The 18,182-nt window shown below is 70.3% G+C and carries 14 protein-coding genes; 8 read left to right on the top strand and 6 right to left on the bottom strand.

Annotated features, from left to right (window positions below):
- Positions 1-33 precede the first annotated feature (33 nt).
- Both SGLAU_RS32980 and SGLAU_RS35320 read left to right on the top strand, forming a co-directional pair.
- A complete protein-coding gene (locus SGLAU_RS32980) occupies positions 34-1,302 on the top strand; it encodes a hypothetical protein (protein WP_052413875.1) in 1,269 nt (422 codons plus the stop codon).
- Positions 1,303-1,997: 695 nt separating this feature from the next.
- Positions 1,998-2,156, top strand: a complete 159-nt coding sequence (locus SGLAU_RS35320) for a hypothetical protein (protein WP_159072803.1) — start codon at positions 1,998-2,000, stop codon at positions 2,154-2,156.
- 179 nt (positions 2,157-2,335) lie between these two features.
- Here SGLAU_RS35320 and SGLAU_RS34975 read toward each other — a convergent pair whose 3' ends face one another.
- From SGLAU_RS34975 to SGLAU_RS25035, 4 genes are all read right to left on the bottom strand, one after another.
- Complete coding sequence (locus SGLAU_RS34975; protein ID WP_052413874.1) at positions 2,336-3,199, bottom strand: lasso peptide biosynthesis B2 protein; 864 nt, start codon at positions 3,197-3,199, stop codon at positions 2,336-2,338.
- Positions 3,196-5,130, bottom strand: coding sequence for an albusnodin/ikarugamycin family macrolactam cyclase (locus SGLAU_RS25045; RefSeq protein ID WP_043504734.1), 1,935 nt, complete (start codon positions 5,128-5,130; stop codon positions 3,196-3,198). Before SGLAU_RS25045 ends, SGLAU_RS34975 begins: the two co-directional genes overlap by 4 nt.
- Positions 5,131-5,138: 8 nt before the next feature.
- The gene (locus tag SGLAU_RS35960; protein ID WP_208868939.1) at positions 5,139-5,237 is read right to left on the bottom strand and encodes a lasso RiPP family leader peptide-containing protein; all 99 of its coding nucleotides are present in this window, start codon (positions 5,235-5,237) and stop codon (positions 5,139-5,141) included.
- Positions 5,238-5,708: 471 nt separating this feature from the next.
- Complete coding sequence (locus SGLAU_RS25035; RefSeq protein ID WP_052413873.1) at positions 5,709-6,911, bottom strand: ROK family transcriptional regulator; 1,203 nt, start codon at positions 6,909-6,911, stop codon at positions 5,709-5,711.
- A 1,066-nt stretch (positions 6,912-7,977) separates the two neighbouring features.
- On the opposite strand from SGLAU_RS25035, the gene SGLAU_RS25030 reads away from it, so the two are divergent.
- The 6 genes from SGLAU_RS25030 to SGLAU_RS36745 all read left to right on the top strand — a co-directional run bounded on the left by SGLAU_RS25030 (position 7,978) and on the right by SGLAU_RS36745 (position 15,413).
- On the top strand, positions 7,978-8,487 hold the full coding sequence (locus SGLAU_RS25030; RefSeq protein WP_318536237.1) for a phospholipase D-like domain-containing protein: 510 nt from the start codon (positions 7,978-7,980) through the stop codon (positions 8,485-8,487).
- Between the two features lie 342 nt (positions 8,488-8,829).
- Complete coding sequence (locus tag SGLAU_RS25025; protein WP_412556247.1) at positions 8,830-9,273, top strand: hypothetical protein; 444 nt, start codon at positions 8,830-8,832, stop codon at positions 9,271-9,273.
- Positions 9,266-9,919 (top strand): hypothetical protein, encoded by a 654-nt coding sequence (locus tag SGLAU_RS25020; RefSeq protein ID WP_043504729.1) that lies wholly within the window; start codon positions 9,266-9,268, stop codon positions 9,917-9,919. Before SGLAU_RS25025 ends, SGLAU_RS25020 begins: the two co-directional genes overlap by 8 nt.
- A 2-nt stretch (positions 9,920-9,921) precedes the next feature.
- Positions 9,922-14,634 carry a putative T7SS-secreted protein gene (locus tag SGLAU_RS36750; RefSeq protein WP_078957882.1) on the top strand — a complete coding sequence of 1,571 codons (4,713 nt, stop codon included), beginning with the start codon at positions 9,922-9,924 and terminating at the stop codon, positions 14,632-14,634.
- The gene (locus SGLAU_RS25010) at positions 14,631-15,188 is read left to right on the top strand and encodes a hypothetical protein (protein ID WP_043504728.1); all 558 of its coding nucleotides are present in this window, start codon (positions 14,631-14,633) and stop codon (positions 15,186-15,188) included. Before SGLAU_RS36750 ends, SGLAU_RS25010 begins: the two co-directional genes overlap by 4 nt.
- A 99-nt stretch (positions 15,189-15,287) precedes the next feature.
- Positions 15,288-15,413: a hypothetical protein gene (locus SGLAU_RS36745; RefSeq protein ID WP_279628006.1), complete on the top strand. Its 126-nt coding sequence runs from the start codon at positions 15,288-15,290 to the stop codon at positions 15,411-15,413.
- Between the two features lie 337 nt (positions 15,414-15,750).
- Here the strand turns inward: SGLAU_RS36745 and SGLAU_RS25005 are convergent, their stop codons facing one another.
- Both SGLAU_RS25005 and SGLAU_RS25000 read right to left on the bottom strand, forming a co-directional pair.
- Positions 15,751-16,725 carry a hypothetical protein gene (locus SGLAU_RS25005; RefSeq protein ID WP_159072802.1) on the bottom strand — a complete coding sequence of 325 codons (975 nt, stop codon included), beginning with the start codon at positions 16,723-16,725 and terminating at the stop codon, positions 15,751-15,753.
- Positions 16,726-16,831: 106 nt separating this feature from the next.
- The gene (locus tag SGLAU_RS25000) at positions 16,832-18,172 is read right to left on the bottom strand and encodes a class I SAM-dependent RNA methyltransferase (protein ID WP_043504725.1); all 1,341 of its coding nucleotides are present in this window, start codon (positions 18,170-18,172) and stop codon (positions 16,832-16,834) included.
- Positions 18,173-18,182 lie beyond the last annotated feature (10 nt).

Genomic DNA, 18,182 nt, shown 5'->3' with positions numbered 1-18,182 from the left:
CGTCGGCTACTGAGACGGCGCGGCGCCTTCGAGGTGGCCGACCGCCGTCGGCTGAACCGGGAGGCGGGCCACCGCAAGCGGGCGGAGACCACCCACGCTGAGACGCTGCACCGCATCGATGAACAGCTGGCGCGGCAAGAGCGCTCCGTCAAGCACGACTTGAGCAGCCTGGACGGCAAGCGTGAGCAGCAAGAGGCACAGGCCCTTGCCGTCCTGCGCCGTGAGTTCATCGAGCGGCGGCTCCGGAACACGCCTCTCACCGTGAGCGAGCTGAACGGCCTCGGCACCGGCCTGATCCGCGACCTCGCCGCCCAGGGAATCAGCACCGCCGCCGACTTCACCCGTGTGAGCTGGGACAAGGCGCCCAACGGCAAAGGCGGCAACGTCGTCTACATCCACCGTGCGGACGGACACCGGGTCCACGTCAACGGCATCGGCCAGCACCGCAGCCGCCCCCTGATGGAGTGGCGGCAAGCGGCACTCGCCCGCGCCGAAGCCCGTGCCCCACGTGCGCTCCCCCCGGACGAACGTCACCGCATCTCCGAGATCATCGAGGCGGAACACGCCCGGCTCCGCGAGGAGTTGACCAAGACCGCCCGCGCGGCCGAAACCGCCCGCGCCGAGGCCGGCAAGCTCCACGCCGAGACCCTCGAGCGCCTCGCCACCACCGAACGCGATGCCGCCCGCCTCGCCGCGGAGCGCCGGGCCGAGTTCGACGCGATGGCGGAACAACTCCTCGCCCTGCAGTCGGAACTCTCCGCCCACGTGGACCGCTACGGCGACGCGGGCCTGCGCATCCGCCGCGCCCAGCGCCGCGCACTCCGGCCGATCCCCGCCGTCCCCACCCTCTCCGCGATCCCCTCTCCCCGCTCACCGGTCGACCCCACCACGAGGACCGACGCGACTCCCGCCCCCACCCCCAGGGACCGGGCGGGCCTCGGCTGGCTGCTGCCGATCCTCTACTTCGGCTTCACCACCGTCGTCGGCGTGGGAGAACTCGGCGACAACACCGCTCCCGTCGGCCTGATGATCTCGTCCCGGCTGGTCGCCCTCGCCGCGGCCACGGAGCTTGCCCGCCTCTGGATCCCCCGCATGCGCCGCCACACCCCGGGCCCGATGCCCTCCGGCATCGGCTGGCAGACCACCGGCGTGTTCCTCGCGCTCACCGCCGCCGGCATGTTCGCGGACGAGAAGTCCGGCATGTTCGTGGCCGCCTGCGTTCTCTCCGCACTCGCCGCGCTGCTGCTTCTGGCCGGGACCGGCCTCCGCATCCGCCCGCCCCAGCCCGCCCCATCCTCATGACAAGGCGGAACAGTCAACGCTCGCTTCCGGTGTGTCTTGAGGCGTGTGAGCGTGGCATCGGTGTCGTCCGCAACTCCCCCTGCACGCCAGGCACATGAGCGGCGAACCGGCGACACTCGTCATCGGCACCGGGCGCCGGTCTGCCCGGCCGCCTCCATGGCACCGGTTCTCTCCAGGTGCACAACGGGCAGCAGCACAGCTCACGGGCGGGCACAGCGGCGGTTCCCGGTGATGCCCCCCTGTGCATGTGACGCAAATCACATGACGTGAGGTGGGGGCCGCTCAAGGGGGTTCGGCGGGGGCCGGCCGGACTGGGCGGCTCTGCTTTTGGGCTCCGAGAGGGTGAGCAGGGACCCTCCGGTCTTCGATTCGGCGCCTGTGGTGTGTCCGGGGTCCGTCGTGCGTGGTGTCGCCGCGGCGTAGGTATGCCGAGCCGGTGTCCCGTCGGCCCTCTGCGGGGTCGTTCGAGGCGGGGGGCGCGCTGCGGGCCGTCTTGTCTTTCGTTTTTCTGTTTCCGGCGGGGGTCGCGCCGGGCGTGGCTCCGATTTGAATTATCGGTATCGATAACCTGCTGGCGTAAGGCCCTTGTAAGCGCGTCAGTGCCACAGGAAGGGCGATTGCTTTCAACCAGGTTGCAGAGAACACTGGATTACGCAAAGGGGGCGGTGAGATCCGTGGAAGGGAGGTGGCAAATCATGGGTGTCAAGATGACGATGACCACCCGATGCTCGGTTTCCCTGCAGCGGGAGCAGCTGCGGATGGTCATCATCGTCGTCGTCCTCGTGCTCTGGCTTGTGCTGGCGCAGGTGCACGGGGCTGCGACGCCGGTCGACGCGCTGTTGGGGCGCATCTGAGGAACCTGTCCGTTCCTCGCGAAGGGCGGTTGCCGACGGGGCGGCCGCCCTTTCGCCTTGCCAGGTTAGCGCGGAAAGGGTGAGGGGTGAAGTCCTTTCCGGCGCCGACTCGGCCACGGCGCTTGAAACTGCCCGGTAATGTCTTCGCTCGTGGCCCGAAAGGGCGGGATTCGAAGAAATCACGTCGTCAGAATACGCCGGAAGGCATCGATGCCCTGCTCGTCCGTGGCCATGACCGGGCCGGCCTCGGTTTCGATCCAGGCGTGGAACCGGTACGGGTCTGCGGCCGTGCCGATGCACCACGTCGTCCGGCGTCTGCGCAGGGCCAGCAGCGTGAGGGCGGCCAAGGAGATTTCGAGGCAGGCCGCGCGTCCGGGATAGCGTGCGGCAGCCTGTCGTACCGCTGCCAGAGCCGCCGCGGCCTGGGCCCCGGTGGCGTCGAGCCGGCACCAGTGGTGTGAGGTCCAGCGCACCACCCGCAGGAGCACGGGGAAGGGCAGCCGGATCAGCACCAGGGCGATCAGCAGGCAGAGCAGTCCCAGCGGCGGAGTGCGGCGGACGGGCAGGCGGCTCGAACGGAACGCCTGTGCCCCGGGATCGGCCGCCATGGTCACCTCCGCTGGGCCGGCTGCACTCCTTGCGTCGTCGGCGAGGGGATGCGCGCGACGTGCCGGGCCGGCAGTGGTTCCGGGCGGGCCTGGGCCGTCGCCCGGCCCGTTCCCGGTGGCCGCTACGGGTTGCTCGCCGGGGGGTGGGTCCGGCTGCTCGCCCGCGGGACAGGCGGTGAGCAGACCGCGCTCGAGGAGGGCGTCGGCGAGTTGCCGCGCGTCGTGACGGATCAGGTCCCTGCTCAGCGCCGGGAAGTGGTGCGCGGTCACGCGGACGCCCGTCTCGAAGTCCCGGCTGCGGCGCCACTCCTGCCACAGCAGCCCCGCCACGGGGTTCATGGCGAAGCAGTGCCCCGAGCGGGTGTCCAGCAGCACAGCGTCTCCGTGGTCGCCCGGGCTCTCCTGCACGAAGTCGGGTACGTGCAGCCGGTTCACGGCGCCTCTCCGGCCGTACCGAGGCCGTCCAGCCAGACGTCCACCCCCACCAAGCGGTTGAGCGCGGAGAAGGGGGCGGCAAAGCCGTGCACGGCGGCGTCGAGGTCGGCGACGACGCGTGCGGGATCGATGACCCCCAGGTCGGCGAGCGACAGGCGGGCCAGCCGCGCACGCAGATCTGCCGCGGCTCGGCGGACACCCCGGTAGTCCTCGGCCGCGTAGGCGCCCTTGGTACGCCGGTCCAGCACGGCGTCGGGCACCGCACCGGCCAGCGCGGCCCTCAGGAGCGGTTTGACGGTGAAGGGGTCCGCCTTCGCCGGCGTCGGCAGGCTCATCGCCGCCCGGACGACGGCCCCGTCCAGGAAAGGTGCTTGCGGCCACACCCCGAACGGCCGGGCCACGTCGACCAGGTGACTGTGCAGGCCGGCCGAGGTGTGCAGTTCGGCGAGTGCTGCGCGCGTGCCGGGACCCGGCCCTTCGCGCCGTACCTGCCCGGCCCGCTCGACGGCCAGTTCGGCCAGGTCACGGCGGGCTCGTGGGGTCAGCCACGAAGCCTCGGGGCCGGGCGGCGGCCACCAGGCGATGGCGTCCAGCCACTGCGGCGGGTGCGCCGGCGGCTGCTCCAGCCGTGCGGCCAGGTCGTGCAGCGCCCGGTCGATCGGGGTACGGGCCAGCCGCACGGCCCGGCGGGCGATGCCGACGGGGGCCACGCGGCGCAGCCTGCCCAAGGCGAGGGCGTCGTGCGCGAGACGGCGCACCGCCCGGCCTGCCGCCACTTCGCCGAGGTGTGAGGGCGGGGGGGTCAGCAGGGCGTCGCCGCCCTCACCCGTGACATGGACTCCGCCCCCTCGGCTCGCGATGTGCGTCAGGCGGCAGCGGAGCCGGGCGACGACCGCGGTGGACGGATCGGGCTGGTCCGGCCGTCCCCGCGCGCTCAGGGCGGCGTACGGCAGCGACGCATCGCCGCCCACGGTCAGGTGCAGCCGGACGGCGGCCGATGCGCGGGCGTGCCGCACGGCGTGTTCCAGGTCGCCCGCCGGGGCTCCCGGATGGTGATAGACGAAGGCGTCCAGTGGTTCCTCCGCCGCCTGCGCGGCGAGGAAGGCCAGCGAGGTGGAGTCCAGGCCGCCGCTGAAGTCGCAGGTGACTCGGGGGGCGTCGTGCACGCGTAGGGTGACGGCCTGCCGCAGGGAGTCGCGCAGCCGGGCCGCGGCGTCCTCCATGCAGGCGTCGGCGTCGGGGCCGGGTGCGGCGTAGGACCGGGTGACGGCGTTCGTGGCGCAGTCGACGTGCAGGGCCTCACCGGGACCCAGCCGGTGCACGCCGGTGAAGGCGGTCCGTGTTCCGGCGAGTTCCGGCACTGCGGGGCAGACGATGTGCGCCGCGAGCGCCAGGGTGTCCGGGGACGACTCCCGTCCCGTCAGGGCGGCCACGGCGGTGGCGCGGGTGGAAACGACGGTACGACCGTTGCGGTGTGCGTAGTAGAGCGGGAACTGACCGGCCGGGTCGGTGTAGGCGGTGAAGCGGCCGTTGCGTTCCAGCACCAGCAGCAGGTAGGCCCCCGGCCACCGGGTCAGTGCCTCCCAGTCGCCGTCGTGTGCGGAACGCCTCAGGTCGTCCTCCATCCGTGCGGGGCCGGCCAGGCACTGGCCCACGGCGACCACTGAGGCCCGCTCCGTCGCCGCGGTGCGCACCTCACCGGTGTGCCAGGCGCCCCATGACCACAGCCGGGGGTCGTCGGCCCAGACCTGTGCGGCCGGCGCCGGTAGGCGGGGACCCGGCGGCAGGATCGCCGCGACGGCCGGTCCGGCCGGCAGGCGGATGCCGAGTTCACCGGTGTCCGGGCCGGTGCCGGTGATGCCGGTCGTGCCGCTGGGGCCCGTCGCGGGGGCCGTGCCGGTGGCGCCGGTCGTGCCGGGGAAGACGGCCACGACGACTCCTACCAGTAGTACTGGGCGTTGGCGTCGGCGTTGCCGTTCGGGGAACTGCCCAACGTCAGGTCACGGACGTGTCCGAGATCGACGAGGGAGGGGGACACATAAGCGGCGTCCTGGTCCGGGGGCGGCCCGTCCGGGAGCGTTCCGTTTCCGCCATCGGCAGCGCAGCCGGACAACTGCTCGAACAATTTCTCATGGAACATCGGGCCGCCTCGGGTCAAGGGCACGGTTACCTCACCAGGGAGAACACAGCACAAGGAAGCAGCCTTTCCGGCCACCGGTCCACATGAGCGCAGTATGCCACGTGATCTTTAGGCGCAGCCGGGATTCAGCAAGCCGTGCACGCACTGCCTGACCAGCGGTATTGCCTCGTCGTTCGGACCGGTGAACGGCACGGGCACCAGCCCGTTCCTGGTGTGCGGCACGCCCCCCGTGCATTTCGATAACGGCGGTGCCGGCAATTGAAGCCGATATCGCGGCCGGCTCGGCGCGCATCCATCATTTCGAAGGACCAAGCACGGCAGAGGCACCTCACGGGATTCGATCGCCGCGGCACAGCGCCGGCGACCGGGTCACACCGTGCTCTTCGGGCTTTCCTGACCGCGCAGCCCGAGGACGAGGGCTCCCTGAGCCTCGGCCCGCGTCCCCAACTCACTCAGTTCCAGGACGGAGCCGGAATCCTCGGCGACTGCGCCGGGGAGGGCGAAGCGGTGCAGCGACTCCTTGCAGCCCTCCAGGAGCAGGTGGCACTCCGTGAGCTGGCCGCCCACGACTACGACATCGGGGTTGATGAGATTGCACAGATGGGCGAGGAAGGAACCCAGGGTGCGTCCCGCGTCCTTGATCACGCGCATACAGACGGGGTCCTGCTCCCGGGCGGCCCGGAGCACGTCCTCAAGGTGCTCGAAGTCCGCGGCGCCCGTCCTGGTGCGGGCCTGGCGCACGCGCTGCACCAGTGCTTCCGCGCCGATCACGGTCTCCAGGCAACCGCGGCCCCCGCACTGGCACATCACACCGTCCGGCTCCAGGGTCAGGTGGCCGATCTCCCCGGCCATTCCGCCGCGTCCGCGAAGGAGGTTGTTGTGGATGATGATTCCGGCTCCGACGCCGGTGGAGGCCTTGACGTAGATGACGGTCTCCGCGTGTTCCCGCCGGCCGTACGTCTGCTCGGCCAGCGCACCGAGGTTCGCGTCGTTGTCGATGACCGCGTGCACGCCGAGCCACTCCCCCAGGTCCCGCGCCGGGTCGTCACCGCTCCGCCAGGGATGGAGGACGGGCCGCGTGAACTCGTTCGTACGCGGATCGATCATCCGCGGCACGGCGATGCCGAGCGAGAAGACGTCGGACAGGGTGCAGCCGGTGTCCCTGACCGCCTCCCCGATCAGGTCCTGGACGGCCGGGCGGGCGCGGTTCCAGCCCCGGCTCACCCCTTCCGAGTTGGCGCGGACGGACACAGTCTCGTGGTCCTTGTCCAGTCGGCGCGCGACCACCGTGACGTGGTTGAAGCCGACGTGCACCCCCACGGCGACCAGGTCGGTGGGTACGAGGCACACCCTGCCGGCTCGCCCCCCGTCCGTCCGGGCGCCGGTCACCAAGCCTTCCCTTTCCAGTTCCCGGACCGCGGTGGACACCGTTGCCTGGGAAAGCACGGTGCGCCGGGCGATACCGACCTGGGTGTCCGCCTTGATCGCGATGGCCAGCAGTACCTTCCTGCGGTTCTCATTGCGTTTCGGTGATCCGGCTAACCCGTTGAAGAAGTCGCGAATGCCAGCCATGACGCCCCCCTTGGCCTGGCCTGCCCCCGCAGGCAAGTCGCTTTCCCCTCGACCGTAGCAGGTGGATCTTCGAATTGAAGGAGGGGCGACTTCGATTGACATGACGATCACTGCGGCCACCTGAAGCCCGAGATTCGGGAACGTCCGGCACGCATGATTGGAATTGACCGAAAATGACATTCGGAGGCCAGGCAGCTCACTTGAATGCCCGATCATGCACACGGTGGTGCGTACGCCGTTCGGGGGTGAGTACGACCCCGGGACGGGCGCAGCACGGAGGCGAAAGACTCAACCGGAGGGCGGCGCGGAGGCGGACCTCAGCGTGAACGCGGACCTCAGCGCTGAGGTACCGAGGCGGGCGGCGCCGGGGAGGGCCGGGCGGGCGGCGACGGCAAGCGGATCAGACGCGGTCCGCCCCGGCCCCCACGCCGCGCTGCCAGGCGCGGGCGGGGGCGGGAGCGGGGGACGCCTCGTCACGTGACGGGTCGGCGCCGCGGCACGTAACGCACCGCAGCCGCACCCGCCGTACTGCCGTACGTCGTCGACGAACTCGTCCCGCTGCACGCTCCGTCGCCGTCCTCGTGATCGGAGCGCTGGCGCCTGCACGTCCTGCACCACTCCGTGGGCGCACTGAGGTACATCGCCAGGAGAACGAGCACGCTCGGGGCGAGAACAGCAAGAGCACGAGAACCCTCATGGGCTCCTCCCTCCAAGAGACGGCCCACCCAGGACTTCCGACGCTGGCCCGTGACAGCGGCGTTGAACATCCGGATCGGCCGGCCCGCCCGGGCGGCCGACGCTGCGATCGTCACGGTCGACACCTGGGATCTGCCGTGGATCACCATGGTCGCGGAGGGCGGACGCCTCGTCGCCCCGCTACGCCCCACCAGTCCGTCTGGTCCATTGGGTGTACGGAACACGGCGGTGCGCTCATCAGTGAGGAGCCGCTCACCGTGTGCGGCTTCGTTCCCATGCAGGGCGCCGGCGCATGAAAACCGAATGCACGCACCATGCACGATCAGTTAGGTGACGCGCCATCGGGACGAGCGTCAAATGAGCGTCATGGCTGTGGGCGCCCTGGGTCGCGAACCGGGTACGGCGCATCCTGCAACTGCTCCGCGAGGCCGCGGCGCGCGGCGTGCGCGTCACCGTGTTCATCCGCGACGACACGGAGCAGCTTCAGGCCCGCCCGGACAACCAGAGCCTTATCGCGGACCACCGGGCCGTCGTCCACACCGTCATCCCCGTCAACGTCATGCACCAGAAGATCGCGGTGATCGACGAATGGACGGTGATGATCGGCAGCCTCAACACCCTGTCCCAGTCGTGGACCCGCCAGGCCATGGTGACGATGCGCGGCGGCCACTTCGCCCGCAAGCTGCTGGAGCACGAGCATGCCGAGCTGTTCACCCGCCCACCGAAGTGCGAACGCTGCGGCGGCACGAGCATCGAACTGCACCGCCGCACGAACGGCACCTGGTTCTGGCGCTGCTATGACACGATCCGCAAGACCGGGCGGAACGGCCGGAGCAATGCCTGGTACGGGGACGTACGGGTGGGCAGGGGCAAGCGCTGAGGGCAGAGTGTCAGGCGGCGGTCACCTCGGCCCGAATCACCTCTTGACTGGCGTCGCAGGACAGCGAGGTACGGAGTGACCTTCCCGATTGCGAAGCAGAAGTCAAAGCCCGGAGATTCCCGGCACGAGCAACCACGGAACGGGAGAAGAGGCTTTCGTCCGCAGTCCGGCTCGATGACGAGTTCGCGAACGCCGCCTTCCGACGGCATCGACCGCTCGAAAGCGCGCTGTGAGGACGGCCTGCCCACCGCGGTCTCCTACTGAGAGCGACGTGTGGGGCCCTGGTGACCCCTCAGGAGAACCACCGACACCTTCCTGAGCGTGTGTTCTACGGTTTCGTCAATGACCGAGGACGAGGGAGGGGCCGTGGAGCAGCCCAGGACGGCGTTGGCCGAGCGGATCGCCGAGCGGAGAGCGGGGGTCGGTGACCCTCGGGCGCTGGTGGGTGAGATGCGGCGCTCGATCCTGCTGGTGCCCACCTCCAACGGCGGCCTGTGGTCGGCACGTTCGGGTGGCGTGCGATGGATCTGCGGCTTCACGGACGAGACGGCGCTGGCCCGGTTCGCCCTGCATCACGGGCCGGGTGACCGGCCGATGGACTACGCCGCGCTCCTGGGCGCGCGCATCGTCGACGAGGTGGTGCCCTCGCTGGGTGAACCCGCCGGTCTCGCGGTGGACATCGCCAGCGAGGACGGATCGATGTTCTTCCCGCCGGTCACCGGGATCGTCCCGGACGGCGCCGCCGTCGACGCCGGGACGGCGCAGGAGGGAGGCGACCGTGGCTGACGGGAACGACCTGAACTTCGACCAGGCGTCGGTCACGAAGTTCACGCGGGGTGTGGGTGCCACCATCGACGGGCTGGGCGACCTGGGTGGCGCGACCGGTTCGGTGATGGGCAAGGGCTTCTCCGAGCTGTCGATGACGGGGATGGAGGCGGGGCACCACGGTCTGTCGGTCGACTTCGAGGACTTCTGCGAGCGCTGGGAGTGGGGCGTACGGGCCCTGGTCAGCGACGCCAGCGAGATCGCGAACCGTCTGGGACTGGCGGCCGGCACCCAGTGGGAGCACGACCAGTACGTCGAGGGCGCGCTGAAGGTGGGCGTGAACGCCGTGATGGGCGGCAACCCGCACGCCTCCGAGGATGAGATCACCCGGCAGAACTGGGGCGATGTGTTCACACCCGACGCCCTCGATCCGGACTGGAGCGCGGAGTCGTTCGACCGGGCCGGTCAGGAGATGGCACAGACCTGGAAGGACACCGGCCGCACGGTTCTGACCGAGGGGCAGGGTGGTCGGCAGTCGCAGATGCTCAACGACGCGCTCGGCATATCCGACGACCAGTGGAACCAAGCGCTGGACGACACCTTCGGCCCATCGCCGGAGGAACGGGCCAGGCAAGCGCAGCAGCAGGGTGACAACGGGGGTAACTGAGCGTGGGCATCGGCGACTTCATCAGTGACATCACGCCCGACTCGGTGGAGAACGCGGTCGAGGACGGTGTCGAGTGGGTCGGCAACCGGGTCGAGGATGCCGGGAAGTGGACTGCCGACCGGCTGGACGACGTCGGCTGGGAGTCGGGCGCGGACTGGGTGCGCGAGCAGTCCCGCTCGGTCGCCAACCGGATGGGCGCCGAGGTCGACGAGATGGACCTCGGGCAGACCGAGGACAAGACCAAGCTGATCTACGGCAGCCCGGACAAGCTGCGTTCCACCGCCCAGAAGCTCCGCGGTTTCCAGAAGGCGTTCGATGACGCCGGCGGCGGTCTCAAGGGGCTGGACTCCTCGCGGTTGAAGGGTGAGGCGGCCGAGGCGCTGCGCAAGGCGGTGAGCACCCAGCCGCCGAAGTGGTTCACCGGTGCGGACGCGTGTGAGAAGGCGGCCGGCGCGCTGGAGGCGTTCGCCGGGACCGTGACGTGGGCGCAGGGGCAGGCGCAGACGGCGATCGACAAGTGGAAGGAGGGCGTGAAAGCGTCCGAGGAGGCCGCCGACGCGCACCGCAAGAAGGTCGACGACTACAACAAGGCCGTCGAGCGCTACAACGCCCAGCCCGCCGACCAGCGTGACCCCTCCACGCTCCCGCCGCGCCCCGCCGCGACGTTCGACGACCCCGGCAAGAAGCTGATGCAGGAGGCGCAGGACATCCTCGCCGACGCCCGCAAGCAGCGGAACACGGCCGCGGAGACCGCCCGCAGCGCGGTCCGCGCCGCGCGCGACCTGGCACCCGAGAAGCCGTCGTACGCGCAACAGGCGAGCGACGGTTTCCAGGAACTGCAGATCATGGGCGACCACGTCGGCGGCGGCGTCATCAAGGGCACCGCGGGGCTGGTCAACTTCGTGCGCGGGATCAACCCCTTGGACCCGTACAACCTCACCCACCCCGCCGAGTACGCCACCAGCCTCAACAGCCTCGCCGCGGGACTGGTGGTCGCCGCCAACGACCCGGTCGGCACCGGCAAGCAGATGATCAGCGACTTCATGAAAGACCCCTACGAGGGCTTCGGCCGTCTGCTGCCGGATGCCGCGCTGACCGCCGCCACCGGCGGCGGCGGTGCCGCGGTCAAGGGCGTGCGGATCGCCGCGGACGCCGCCGACGCCGCACGCGCGCGCAAGCTGATCGACGACGCCCCCGACGGCACGCACAACCGCCCCGACGGCGAGCGCACCACCGACGGCACCGACCCCGTCGACCTCGCCTCCGGCCGGATGTTCCTGCCCCAAACCGATCTGGCGATCCCCGGCATCCTGCCCCTGGTCTTCACCCGCCGCACCGAGTCCGGCTGCACGGCCGGCCGCTTCCTCGGCCCCTCCTGGACCTCCACCGTCGACGAGCGCCTGGAGATCGACCCGGTCGGCGTCGTCCACGTCACCGCCGACGGTCTTCTCATCCCCTACCCGCACCCCGTCCCCGGCGCCCCCACCCGCCCCGAGTCCGGCACCGCGCACACCCTCCTGGCCCGCGACGCGGACGGCGACTACACCATCACCGACCCCGACACCGGCCTGACCCGCCACTTCACCGCCCCGCCCGGCGGCGAACCCGGCGGCGACGGCACCGCCTGGCTGACGTCCGTCACCGAACGCAACGGCCACACCATCACCATCGACCGCACCGAGGACGGCCTGCCGCTGGCCCTCGTCCACTCGGCCGGCCACCACGTGAAGCTGACCACCGCCGACGGCCGGATCACCGCGCTCTCCCTGACCGGCGCCGGCGAGGCGGGCACGGACCTGCCCCTGATGCGCTACGGCTACCAGGACGGCAACCTCACCACGGTCACCAAACCGTCGGGCGCCACCACCACCTTCGTCTACGACGACCGCCGCCGCGTCACCGCCTGGATCGACTCCAACAACAGCCGCTACGACTACACCTACGACGACCGCGACCGCGTCATCGCCGAGGGCGGCGAAGCAGGCCACGTCCAGATCACCCTCGCCTACTCCGAACCCGACCCCGAAACCGGCCACCGCACCACCACCCTCACCACCGCCGACGGCCACACCACCCGCCACCTCATCGACAGCCGCTGCCGGGTGATCGCCACCACCGACCCACTCGGCCACACCACCCGCTACACCTACGACACCCACGGCAACCTCCTCACCCGCACCGACCCCCTCGGCCGTACCACCGCCCACTCCTACGACGAGGACGGCCGGCCGGTCGTCGTCACCCGACCGGACGGTGGCGAACTGCGTGCTGTCCGAGGGACCTTGGGGTTGCCGACCGAACTCCGCGGCCCGGACGGCGCTCGCTGGCTCCAAGAGTTCGACGACCGGGGCAACCGGATCGCTGTCACCGACCCGGCTGGAAACACCACCAGGCTCGCCTATGACGACGCCGGCCGCCTGGTTTCCGTCACCGATCCACTGGGCGCCACCACGACCGTGCGGTGCGACGCCGCCGGGCGCCCCGTGGAGGTCACCGACCCCGACGGCCGCGTCACCCGCATCGAACGCGATGCCCTCGGCCGGGAGGTACGCGTTACCGACCCGGCTGGCGCCGTCACCCGTCTCTCCTGGACTCCCGACGGCCAACTCGCCCACCGGACCGGACCGGACGGCTCCAGCGAGTCGTGGACGTACGACGGCGAGGGCAACTGCCTCACCCACACCGATCCGGCCGGAGGTGTCTCCCGGTTCGAGTACACCCACTTCGATCTCCTGTCCGCCCGCACCAGGCCGGACGGCGCCCGCTACGAGTTCGAGCACGACGCCGGTCTGCGGCTCACCCGCGTGACCGCGCCGCAGGGGCTGACCTGGACCTATGAGTACGACGCGGCCGGGCGGCTCGTCTCCGAGACGGACTTCGACGACCGGACCGTCTCCTACCGTCTGGACGCCGCCGGACAGCTCGTCACCCGGACCGGCCACCTCGGCGGCACCATCGCGTACAGCTACGACGAGGCCGGACGAATGGTCCGCAAGGACGCCGAAGGCCGCGTCACCTCCTACGCCTACGACCGGGCAGGGCGCCTGGTCCAGGCGTCAGGCCCGGACAGCGAACTGGTCCGCCGCTACGACCGGCGCGGTCTGCTCAAGACCGAACTCGTCGACGGCCGCGCCCTCGACCAGGCCTACGACGCCGCCGGCCGCCGGGTCCGCCGTACGACGCCCACCGGCGTGGTCACCACCTACGCCTACGACGCCGCTGGTCGCCCGACTCAGGTGACGTCCGGCGATCATGAAATCCGCTTCACGCACGACGAGGCCGGGCGGGAACTGGAACGCGTCTTCGGTGGTGTCCTCACCCTGTCCTCCGCCTGGGACGAGGCCGGCAGGCTCTCCGCCCAGCACCTCGCCGCCGGCTCCCGCACCCTCAATAGCCGTACCTATGCCTACCGCGCCGACGGCCATCTCACCGCGGTCCACGACCGGTTGTCGGGCACCCGTACCTTCGAACTCGACCCCGTCGGCAGGGTCACCGCCGTCCACGCGCAGGGCTGGACCGAGCAATACGCCTACGACGCCTCCGGCAACCAGACCGAAGCGTCCTGGCCCTCCTCCCACCCCGGCCACGAGGCCACCGGTCCCCGTACCTACACCGGCACCACCATCGCCCGGGCCGGAAACGTCCGCTTCGAACACGACGCCCTCGGCCGTGTCGTCCTCCGCCAGAAGACCCGGCTCTCCCGCAAGCCCGAAACCTGGCGCTACGAATGGGACGCCGAGGACCGTCTCACCGCGGTGCTCACCCCTGACGGCTCCCGATGGCGCTACCTCTACGACCCGCTGGGCCGCCGCACCGCCAAGCAGCGGCTGGCGGACGACGGCGAATCTGTGGTCGAGGAGATCCGTTTCAGCTGGGACGGTATGACCCTCTGCGAACAGACCACCGTCGCCGAGGACCTGCCGAACCCGGTGGCCCTCACCTGGGACCACCGCGGCCTGATACCCCTTGCCCAGACGGAACGCATCCTCTCCCCGGACGTCCGCCAGGAGGAGATCGACCGGCGCTTCTTCGCCATCGCCACCGATCTGATCGGCGCCCCCACGGAACTGGTCGACGAGACAGGTGAGATCGTCTGGCGTACCCGCACCACGCTCTGGGGCACCACCGCCTGGGCACGGTCCAGTACGGCCTACACCCCGCTGCGCTTCCCCGGTCAGTACTACGACCCGGAAACCGGGCTCCACTACAACCTGTTCCGCCACTACGACCCGGAGACCGGGCGGTACACGGCCCCGGACCCCCTGGGGATCGACCCGGCACCGAACCCGGTGACGTACGTCGACAATCCGTACAGTGCCGGCGACCCGCTCGGGCTCTCTCCGTACCCTCGGCGGCTCACCTACGAGGAGGCGTCGCAGAGAGCCAACCAGGCACTCTCCGACAAGCTCGACGAGATGCACGAGACGATGTCCCGGAGCAAGATCAGGGAGTACGCCATGGGTTCGGCGGGCGTCGACGTGCGCACCGGAGAAGTCGCGGTCGGCCTGAAGAAGACCGGAGCCGGTGACTTCTGTGCGGAGGATCTGGTTCGGGACGAACTCGTCCGTAAGGGGGCAAGGCCGGAAGATATCATTTACAGCGTGCCCCTCAGACCTTTGAAACGGGTGCCGGAAGCAGTGTGCGTGCGATGTGAAGGCCGTACTCTGCGCGAGCAGTTCGCACCTGGCACGACATGGGAGAGTGACCTGCAATGATTTTCTCGCGAACGTGGGACTGGGACTCCCTGGAGACGCTGAGCATTCCGGCGGCCGAGATTCACACGCACCTCGAACGCCTTGTCGGGCAGGATCCCGACGAGCGAACCCGTGCAGGCCGGCTTCTCTACTGCGAGGTCGCCAATCAAGGACACCTGTACAGCGCCGCCGCCCCTTGCGTCGACGCCCTCACGACCCGGGCCAGAACGGGCACGCCGCTGACGCCGCAATCCGTGAGTCTCCTCGAGTCCATTCTGAATGCCAGGAATGCCGGTGTGCGCGCCGGGCTGGAGGACGGATCCGTCGACGTCACGAGCTACTGCAGGAGCGAGATCCTGGCAGTGCTCCCTCAGTTGCTGAGCCACGCCGACGGGTCGGATGACGAGTATTTTCGCGAGGTCTGCTATCTGATCCCCCAACTGGCCGACTCCTCCGACGAGGTGGTCGCCTTCCTGCGCAAGTCCGTTTCGACGCTCGAGGGAGAGCTGCGCCAGGCGGCCGTCGACGCGCTGGAAGAGGCCGAAGAGGTGGCCGAGGAAGGCCACATGCAATAGAGCCGCCGCTCTCCGACGCGGCGGGGCGAGCCAGGCGACCATGGGCCGGCTCTCGGACAGCCCAGGCCGGCAGGGCAGATCAGATGAGGGACACCGCCCATGAGACTGACGTTCGACGGCGACTGGCACGCCACGGTGACGGACGATCCGCTGCCCGTCACGCCCCGCCTCGTAGGCGCCTCGGTGGACATCGGGCCTGCCCTGAACGGACGCGGGAGGACGTGAGCGGTTCCTGGCCCACACGTTCGGCAGCCAGGACCGGCTCTGGGATGCGCCCGACGTCCTCCGCTTCGACCCAGCCGGCAGGCAACTGGTCGGGGCCCAGTTCCGGATGCCGGAAGAGCCCGCCTCCGCCGAGGATGTGCCCGCCTCCCTCTCACACCCGCCGTGTGCCCCGGCGGGCTCCGTGCGGACGACGTCCGCGACGTCCGCCAGGAGACGTGCACGGTGCTGTGCCGCGCTCCGACGAGTTGCTGGAAGCCCGCATCGGCATCGCCTCCGACGTGGCACTCCTCGTCCAGCACAGCACCGTCGTCGGCTGGAGCCTGACCGCCCCGGCCCGCTACCTGTCCACCGGATTCAGATCCCCCGCCGCCCTCCCCCGCCACCCGCCACCCGCCACCCGCTCACCGAGTGCCTGGACCTGATCAGTGAAGTCTTCGGCTGCCTTCTCCTCGTCCTGCTGGCCCAGTGACTCGGTGAGCGAGACGAGTAGTCGCGAGCCCTTGATTCCGCGTGGTGGCTCACGAGACGACATGGCAAAGACACAGGAAGGGAACGATGCCTTCAACTGTTCGAAGAACGTGGCGTCCAGGTCGCTGGCATCGGCTGGCAGTACCAGGACGATGTCGCTGACGTTTTCCAGAGCCTTGGCATGCTTTCGCTCCCATATGTCACGGACGTTCTCGGCGTCGTCCGGGTCGACAGGAGCGACGTTCTGAAGCAGTTCGGCTCGAATGGCTTGGAGCAGTCGTGTCGGCAGGCCGGTTTCGGGATCGGTTTCGCCATCCGACGCCGCAAGCGGCACCATGCGCCATTCCGCTCGGGTCGCAGCCCGCCTGACATACAACTGCAAAGTCAGATGCTCGCTGCAGGGGATGTGCACAATGCGCGGCTGAGGCGTGTCACGTTCTCTGGCGAACAGGGCCGCGCCGTCCACCGCCACCCAGGGCTTCTCACAGACCCAGGCGCAGCAGGCAGCATGGTGGAGCAGCGTGCATGCCTTTCCAGGCTGATGCTGAGCCCGCGACAAAGCACGCAGGGGCCGCCTAAGGCGGTCCAGGGAGATTCCGAGAAGCTCCATGGCTAGATCCTCGGTGTCCACGTGCCCGGAGGGAGAGACCCCCAATTCCCGGAGCATGCTTCTGCGCCATTCCTCGTGTGTCTCGGCAAGCTCATCGGCAAGGCATGCGAGGACGTGCCCGAGCCGACGTCGATGCGCTTCCATGCTGGCTGCCTCGCCGGACGGCGCGGCCGCATGGTTTTTCGTGGCGAGGTCCTCATCGGCGAACGCTTCGAGAATCGCCGCCGTCGACACGAGCAGCCCCCCGGCCCCCATCTTCTTGTCCCGGGCGTCATTTCAGCGTCAAGATATCGCCCGTAACGCCCACACCGCACACAGTGCGCACGCAAGAAACCGCAGGTCAGGAGCCCTTTGCGGCCGGTTCAAGGATCGCGACACACTCAACGTGGTGGGTCATAGGGAACAGATCGAACACCCGGAGCGTCCGCACCCGGTACCCCCCGTCCCGGAAGTACCCGAGGTCCCGCGCCAGGGCAGCCGGGTCGCACGCCACGTAGGCGATCCGGCGGGCTCCCAGTGACGCGAGGTGGGCCACCGTCTTGCGGCCCGCTCCCGCGCGGGGCGGGTCGAGGACGACGAGGTCGACCTCGGTGATGCCCGTGCGGGGCAGGACGGACTCGACCTTGCCCTGCTCGATGCGGACGCGGGGGAAGTCCGCCAGGTTGTGCCGTGCGTCCTCCACCGCCCGCTTGCCGGACTCGATGCCGAGGACCGCGCCCTGCTCGCCGAGCCGGTCGGCCAGGGCGCCCGCGAAGAGGCCCACGCCGCAGTAGAGGTCGAGCGCCGTCTCGCCCTTGCGGGGGAGCAGGCCCTGCATGACGGCGGTGACCAGGGTGTCGGCCGCCTTCGGGTGGACCTGCCAGAAGCCGCCGCTGCCGACGCGGTAGGTGCGGCCGTCCGCGCGTTCGCGGACGAAGGGCCGGCCGTGGACGCGGTGGACGCCGCCGTCCTTCTCGCCGACCCGCATGACGGAGACGGGCCGGTCGAGTTCGACGATCGGCAGGCGTGCGCCGGGCCGGGGGGTGAGGATGACCTGGCGGTCCTGGGAGCCGGACGCCGCGATCGCCTCGACCGACTCCATGCCGGTCCAGTCGCGCTGCTCGATGCCCAGCTCGCTGACCCCGGCGGCGGCGATCATGCAGTGGTCGACGCGCTGGACCTCGTGCGAGCGGTGCTTGCGCAGGCCCGCGTGGCCCTCGGCGTCCACGGCGTACTGCACGCGCGTGCGCCACTGCGGGACCTGGCCGGCGGGCACCTTGTCGCCCTCGGCCGGCATCACCGTGCCGTCCCAGCCGGCCTCCTCGGGGGTGAGGCCCGCGAGCCGCTTGAGCTGCTCGGCGACGACCTCGCCCTTCAGCCGGCGCTGGGCGCCGGGCTTGGCGTGCTGCCAGTCGCAGCCGCCGCAGCGGCCGGGGCCGGCGAAGGGGCAGGGGGCCTCGATGCGGTCCTTGGATGCCTCCAGGATCTCCACCGCGTCCGCCCGCAGGAAGCGGGCGCCCGTCTCGCCCTCGGTGACGCGCGCCACGACCCGCTCGCCAGGCAGCGCGTGCCGGACGAAGAGGACCTGGCCGGCGTCGGTGCGGGCGATGCAGTGGCCGCCGTGCGCGACGGGGCCGATCTCGACCTCGTACTCCTCGCCGACCAGCGACCCCGCCTGCGTGTTCTTCGGTTCTGCCTGCATGGCGGGGTGA

Origin of the sequence: Streptomyces glaucescens (genome assembly GCF_000761215.1) — a bacterium.
Lineage (GTDB): Bacteria > Actinomycetota > Actinomycetes > Streptomycetales > Streptomycetaceae > Streptomyces > Streptomyces glaucescens_B.
The sequence above is the reverse complement of the archived record's forward strand: the minus strand, read 5'-3'. Positions and strand labels throughout refer to the sequence as shown.